Here is a 940-nt window from a genome sequence, read left to right on the forward strand (position 1 = left end):
GGGGGGCGGCGCCGGCCCCGCTGAACTCGTTCGAGGACAGGGAGTCCGCCCCGGAGAGGCCACCGCCCAGGCCGCCGCCGCTCGCGCCTCCGCCGAGACCCAGTTCGGAGAGCGGCACGTCCCGGGAGACGGTTCCGTCGCCGCCACCGACCCCGTTGAGGTCGCCGAGGCCGTCGAGGATGTCCGAGCGGTCGTTGCCTGCGTCGGAGTTGAGGTCGTGCAGGTCCACCCTCTCGGTGTTGCCCTGCGGGTCGGTGAGGGTGGCGATGCCGGTGTCCGGGTCGATGACCTGGGTGCTGCCGTCGGGGAAGGTGGTGGTCAGCTGGCCGTTGTCGAGGGTGGTGACGGAGCCGTCCGGGTTGGTCACAGTGGCCCCGTGGGTGAGGTCCGTGGTGGTGGTGTCGCCGTTCGCGTCGGTGGAGGTGAGCAGCCCGTTGTCCGGGTCGAAGGAGGTACTGCTGCCGTCCGCGAAGGTGGTGGTGAAGTCCCCGGCGTCGTCGAGCGTGAGTTCGCCGCCGGTGGGGGTCTCCAGCGCGGACCCGTCGTTGTTGAGGTCCCCGAGGTTGCCGAGCGACTCGGTGGTCACGTCGTTGTCGATGTCGCCCAGGTCTCCGAGATCTCCCAGGTCGCCGAGGTCGTTGATGTTGTTCTGACCGTTGAGGTTGCCCAGGCTGCCCAGGTTCTCGCTGATCGTCTTGCCGTCCGGGTCGGTGGTGACCGCCTGGCCGGTCGACGGGTCGACGGTCTGGGTGGTGCCGTCCGGGAACGTCGTCGTCAGCTTCCCGTCGTCGCCGAGCGACGTCACCGAACCGTCGGGGTTCGTCACCTTCAGACCGTCGCCCAGGTCCTGCGTGGTGACCGTGCCGTCCGGCGATGTGCTGGTGCGCAGCCCGCTGTCCGGGTCGAAGGAAGTACTGCTGCCGTCCGGGAAGTCGGTGGT

At 69.8% G+C, this 940-nt stretch carries 1 pseudogene; it reads right to left on the bottom strand.

From position 1 onward, the window contains the following. Nucleotides 1-940 (bottom strand): annotated as a pseudogene (locus O3Q52_RS53580) (hypothetical protein); the annotation flags it as partial.

This window comes from Streptomyces sp. ActVer, from assembly GCF_027270795.1.
In the GTDB taxonomy this organism is placed as follows: domain Bacteria; phylum Actinomycetota; class Actinomycetes; order Streptomycetales; family Streptomycetaceae; genus Streptomyces; species Streptomyces umbrinus_A.